Source organism: uncultured Nevskia sp. (genome assembly GCF_903885465.1).
Classification (GTDB): Bacteria; Pseudomonadota; Gammaproteobacteria; order Nevskiales; family Nevskiaceae; genus Nevskia.
On sequence record NZ_CAISIQ010000262.1, the window covers coordinates 1 to 5670 of the forward strand.

Below are 5670 nucleotides of genomic sequence, written 5' to 3' on the forward strand. Positions count from 1 at the left end.
CTTCAGCGTTGATCCATTCGATCGTGAAACCAAGCGCCGCCAGACGTTCGGCGATCAGCGCGCAGCAGCCAGCATCGTCCGGCGTCAGCGAACGGCGGGCGATCAGCGCGCGAGTCAGTTCCAGCACCGCGGAGGTGCGAAGGTCATCAGCCATGAGGGCGGGAAGGGCGGCAATGTGGATCAGCAATTCTACCGCGATGCAACATCCAGACCCGGGCCATTGGTTCTACTTGGTGCCGAAGATCCGATCGCCGGCATCGCCGAGGCCCGGCACGATGTAGCCGTGCTCGTTCAGCCCCTGATCGATCGCCGCCGTGTAGACCGGCACGTCCGGATGCTGGCTGTGGAAGTTCGCCAGGCCTTCGGGGCAGGTCAGCAGGCAGACGAAGCGGATCGAGCGCGGATGGGTTTCCTTCAGACGGTCGACGGCAGCGACTGCCGAATTGCCAGTGGCCAGCATCGGATCGAGCACGATCGCATCGCGGTTGCGCATGCCGGACGGCATCTTGAAGTAGTACTCGATGGCGCCGAGCGTCTTCGGATCGCGATACAGGCCGATATGGCCGACTCTTGCACCGGGAATGACGCTGCGCATGCCGGCGAGGATGCCGAGGCCGGCGCGCAGGATCGGCACCAGCACGATCTTCTTGCCATCGATCAGCTTCGAAGTCATCGAGCAGATCGGTGTTTCGATCTCGACTTCGTGCATCGGCATGTCGCGGGTGACTTCGTAAGCCATCAGGGTCGACAACTCGTCGAGCAGCCGCGTGAAACTGTTGACGCTGGCGCTCTTCTTCCGCATCAGGGTCAGCTTGTGCTGGACCAGCGGGTGGTCGATCAGATGCACGGTGCCTGCGGTCATCGGCTTCATTCCTAGGTTGATTCCTTGAGACGGGGTTCAGAACACGGTGCCGTCGCTGACGATGTTCAAGGGCGGCAGGCCGCCGCGCAGCTCGGCCGCATACGCGCGGCCGGCGGCCCAGGTGCCGCCTTCGAGGATGCAGGCCAGCGGCAGCTCGTCAGCGCTGCGCTTGAGCAATGCGCGGACTCGATTGGCGATCACGTCGATCAGGTTCACGGTCAGCGCCCGCCATTCGATGATCAGCGCGTCACCGGCTTTCCACTGCTGCGTTGCGAATGCCGGATCGCGCAGCACGATCACGCCGGCATCGATCAGCAGGCCGCCGTTGCGGTACTCGGGCAGGCCGGTCAGCGCGTCGCGACCGCCGATGGTGATGCCGGCCCACTCGAACGGCTCGAACAGCGAATAGACCAGCCACTGGCTGAGCTTGTGAAACGGCATCCAGCCCGCGCTGGCACCTTCTCCACCGGCGAGTGGATGCGGCCAGGCATCGCCGAGCGCTACGCCATCGAGCGCATTGCCGGCCAGCCAGATGTCGCTCGTGTGATCGAGCAGCGCGCGCAGCAAGGCCGAGACTTCGATCTCTTGCTTCGCGCCGTGATCGGTCAGCAGATCGAACAGGCCGCCGGGGCGTGCGCCGGCTCCGAAAGCTTGCGGGCGGTCGATCAGCGTCTGGCCGAAGCGTCGCAGCAGTTCTGCACGACCATCGAGGCCCACCAGCGGGTTGTCGTCGCCAACCTGGAACAGGCTGCCGAGTCGCGCGGCATCGAGCGTTAGCAGCGCGGTGCCATCGACTTGCAGCGGCTGCTTCGGATCGGACGAGAACGCGCCAGCGATGAAGGCGCGGAAGCTGGCCACACCAAGACCTTCCGATCGCCCGTAATCGGCGCCGCCGTCGCGGTACTGCCATTGCGCGCCAGCACCGGCGTCGAGCAGCACGCTGACGATGGCCAGATCGATCCGGGCGCGTGCCTGCGCAGCAGGATCAAGCCCGGCCATCGCCGCCGTCAGTTCGCCTGCGCGATCGACGCCGCCCGCTTCGAAGTGACGCCAGCGGCTGTGATACGGAATGGCCAGGGCCGGATAGCGGGCGAGGGTGACTTCGATGACCTTCGTCGCCGCGGCTTCGATCCGCGATTCGTCAACGGTCCACCACTCCGATTTTCCGGCCACGATCGCAGCGCTGATGTTGCCGGCGCGGGCGCGAATGGTTGCCGGATCGCGCAGCGTCGCAACCGCTGGGTTCACAGCGCTCGGCCCTTGACGTCGATCAGCTTGTCGGCGGCGATCACCACGCCGTCGGTGAAATAGCCGGCCGCCATCTTGGCTTCGATTTCCACGCGAGCGTCAGCCGGAATCAACTCGTCCGGCAGCTTCACTCGCTCATCGACCTTGATGCCGGCGCCGACGATGGCGTCGTATTTCATGTTGCTCATCGACACCAGGCGATGAATGCGCTGCACGCCGAACCAGTGCAGCACATCCGGCATCAGCTCCTGAAAGCGCATGTCCTGCACACCCGCGACGCATTCGGTGCGCAGGAAGTATTTGTCGGCGCTGTCGCCGCCGATCTGCCGCTTGCGCGCGTTGTAGACCAGGAACTTGGTGACTTCGCCAAGCGCGCGGCCTTCCTTGCGCGAGTACACGATCAGACCAACGCCGTTCAGACCACCGTGCGAAACCGGCTGCGCGCCCTTGATGCATTCCTCGATCGCATGCGTGAGATACGGGCGGCAGGTGCAGATGTCGGAGCCGAACACGTCGGAGCCATTGCACTCATCGTGAACGCGGCAGGACAGGCTCACGTCCGGGTTCGCCAGCGCCGTCGGATCACCGAATATGTAAGCGGTCTGGCCGCCGATCGGCGGCAGGAACACTTCGAGATCGGAGCGGGTCACCAGTTCCGGATACATGCCGCCGGTTTCTTCGAACAGCGCGCGGCGTAGCGCGTTTTCCTCAACCCCGAAGCGCTTGGCGACACCGGGCAGCCACCAGACCGGTTCCAGCGCCACCTTGGTGACCACGGCCGAGCCGTCGTCGAGCAGGATCTTGCCGTCGGGCTTGAGCCGGCCGGCGGCAATCGCCTCACGAATCTCCGGCAGATCGATATGCGCCTTGGTTACGGCGATCGTCGGCCGCAGATCGAAACCCTGCTCGATCTGGGCGCGATAGACATCGGCGACGATCGCGCCGAACGGATCGAGCGAGACGATGCGCTCGGCGCCGAACCAGGACGGATAGGGGCCGATGATGTCGGTCGGCAAGGTGTTGGTCAGATCGGCGCGATGGCCTTTCGGCAGCGCTTTCGCGGCAACCGCCAAGGCGCGGTAGACGCCGTAGGAACCGGAATGGCTGCCGATGACGTTGCGCTGCAGGCGATTGGTGGTGGTGCCGACCAGCGGCCCACGCTCCAGCGGATCGGCCGCGCCCCAGTGGATGGTCAGCAACTCGGTATCGGCGACCGGCGGGTGCGAGGTCAGGCGAATGTGGCGAGCCTTCTCTGAGCCTGGTTCGGCGGTCATCGGCACTCCTGTCTGGGTGATGCGGTCGGATGCGGTCGTATGGGCTGCCTGGATCATTGGCGAAGCGCGACCCGAGTGTCGCAGGCGAGCAGCTTCCGTGCCGTTACGGCAACCGGATTGCAGAAATCGCCCGGATTCATTCATCGTTCCATGAAGCTTGGCAACTTCATCCCGCTGCCGCTCGAGGTCGGCCGGCCAGCGATAAATTGCTTTTCACGGGTGTCCCATGGTTGAAACCAATACCAAATGTTCAAAAAGCAGCGAAAGCCGAAGATAATTGGCTTGGCGGTGACGTTAGTTCGTTAGTTTCTTGTAGAAAATTAATGCCAATCAAAGTCGTGGGCCTCTTAATTGCTAACGAACGAGATCGGCGATCCGATCCATCAACTAGAACTACGGGAACATCGGCATTGTCTACCGCCGATCTGTCTCACCCCGCTTCCAGAAAAATAAGCTGAACAGCACAGGAATGAATGAATGAATGCTTCGATGAACGACGCCCGCGTCTATCCGCACCGGAAGCGCAGCGCGCTCGCAGGAGCCTTGCTGGCGATTGCGGCGCTGACCATGGCCGGCTGTGCGGACCAGTTCGATAGCGTTGCAACGCCGGTGGATCCGGGAACCCCACCGATCGATCCAGGGACGCCGCCTGTTGATCCGGTGGCGACGGTGTTCGGTATTCGCGGAGGCGCGGAACTGGTGCGCTTCAGCCCCGACAGTCCAGCGACCGTCACCAGCGTCGGTGCCATCAGCGGCCTTGGCGCTGGCGAAACGATATTGGGCATCGATTTCCGTCCTGCCGACGGCAATCTCTACGCGGTCACCAGCACCGGCCGCGTGCTGGTCGTCGATCCGGCAACCGGCATCGCCTCATCGATTCAGCCGATCACTGGCGATGGCACGGCACTCACCGCCCTGCGTTATGGCATCGACTTCAACCCGGTCGCCAATGCCTTGCGGATCATCGGTGACGATGGCCTGAACCTGCGGGTGCCGACTGCCGCACTGGTATCGCCGGCTCCGGCCGTGCCGGTCGCCGCGGTTGTCGATGGCCGTATGGGCTATCTGCGCGGCGTCACCGCTGCGGCCTATACGAACCCGGAGAGCGGCTCGAGCACCACCTTGTTCGTGATCGAAGCCGATACCGACACCGTGTACACGCAGGACGCCAATGTTGGACGGCTGACGCGGGTCGGCAGCCTTGGCGTCGACGCGGTCGCCGTCAACGGCTACGACATCTTCCAGTCCGGTCTGCTGAACGAGCATTACGCGCTGCTGACCACCGCCGCGGGCAGCGCCATCTACACGATCAATCCGCTGACCGGCGCGGCGACGCTGTTCTCGCCTTTGCCTGCGGCTGATTACCGGAGCTTGGTGGTGGTCAACGACGACCGCTTGGATGAGGCCGGTACTCGTACGTTTGCCTTGCTGGTGCGGACGCCATCGGGCGATGTGGTCGTCGGCTTCAGGCTGAACGCGGCGACCGGCGTATTGATCGCCGGGCCGGTCACCTTGCCGATCAACGGGCTGGCCGATGGCGAGCATCTGGTCGGCATTTCCGAGCGCAGCGCGTCGACGGTTGGCTTCATCGGCGGCGGCGGTTATGGGGTGTCGGATCAGAACCGGGTTCTGGCACTACCGGTCCAGAATGCCCAGAACGGCTTTGCCACCGCGACCGTCAATGCCCAGCCGATCGGCACGCTGAGCACGCCGCTGGCAGGCTCCCGCTTCGGCATCGATTTCAATCCGCGCGCCGACCTGCTGCGCATCGTCAGCGACACCGGCCAGAACCTGAGAGTCAACGTGGAAGAAGGCCGAGTGATCGCCGATGCGCCGCGTGCCGCCGCGTTCGCGTTCGTCGATGGCACAACGCGCACCGTCGAACCAGCACCGCAGATCGTCGCCACGGCGTATCGGGCGGCCCCTATTGGCGGCACGTTCCAGTATGCGATCGATGCCTCGAACAGCTCGCTGGTGCGTGTGGCGGTGCCGAATGACGGCGCCCTGGTTGTGGTCGGACCGCTGGGCGTGAGTCTGCCGGTCTCGGCTCCCGGTGCTGCCGAACAGAGTCTGGATATCGCCGGTGCGGCGGACCAGTTCGTGTTCGCGGCGCTGCGCACCACGGGCAGCCCGCTGTCGACGCTCTACCGGATCGACCTCGATACCGGTGCTGCGACCGCCATCGGGCCGATCGGCAACAGCGGCGCGGTGAACGCGATCAGCTCGCGCGTGCAGTAGCCAGATCGCGGTCTGGAGACAAGGGGGCCGGTCTTTCGGGACTGGCCC

At 64.4% G+C, this 5670-nt stretch carries 4 protein-coding genes and 1 pseudogene; 1 reads left to right on the forward strand and 4 read right to left on the reverse strand.

What is annotated here, in order from left to right; genetic code table 11:
• The 4 genes and pseudogenes from QZY06_RS22195 to QZY06_RS09830 form a co-directional block, all read right to left on the reverse strand.
• A pseudogene (locus tag QZY06_RS22195) lies at positions 1–154 on the reverse strand (succinyl-diaminopimelate desuccinylase); the annotation flags it as partial.
• A 72-nt stretch (positions 155–226) separates the two neighbouring features.
• Positions 227–862 carry a uracil phosphoribosyltransferase gene (gene upp, locus QZY06_RS09820; protein ID WP_028475069.1) on the reverse strand — a complete coding sequence of 212 codons (636 nt, stop codon included), beginning with the start codon at positions 860–862 and terminating at the stop codon, positions 227–229.
• A gap of 36 nt (positions 863–898) precedes the next feature.
• Entirely contained in the window at positions 899–2110 is a 1212-nt protein-coding gene (locus QZY06_RS09825; RefSeq protein WP_295683501.1) for a URC4/urg3 family protein, read from the reverse strand.
• On the reverse strand, positions 2107–3384 hold the full coding sequence (locus QZY06_RS09830) for a GTP cyclohydrolase II (protein ID WP_295683504.1): 1278 nt from the start codon (positions 3382–3384) through the stop codon (positions 2107–2109). The genes QZY06_RS09825 and QZY06_RS09830 overlap by 4 nt, the downstream gene beginning before the upstream one ends.
• 477 nt (positions 3385–3861) lie before the next feature.
• Between QZY06_RS09830 and QZY06_RS09835 the strand changes: the two genes are divergently transcribed.
• The gene (locus tag QZY06_RS09835) at positions 3862–5622 is read left to right on the forward strand and encodes a DUF4394 domain-containing protein (RefSeq protein WP_295683506.1); all 1761 of its coding nucleotides are present in this window, start codon (positions 3862–3864) and stop codon (positions 5620–5622) included.
• Positions 5623–5670 lie beyond the last annotated feature (48 nt).

Bases quoted from the DNA above. Each gene is read 5' to 3' on its own strand.
- upp (WP_028475069.1), bottom strand. From the start codon at position 862: ATGACCGCAGGCACCGTGCATCTGATCGACCACCCGCTGGTCCAGCAC.
- QZY06_RS09830 (WP_295683504.1), bottom strand. From the start codon at position 3,384: ATGACCGCCGAACCAGGCTCAGAGAAGGCTCGCCACATTCGCCTGACC.
- QZY06_RS09835 (WP_295683506.1), top strand. From the start codon at position 3,862: ATGAATGCTTCGATGAACGACGCCCGCGTCTATCCGCACCGGAAGCGC.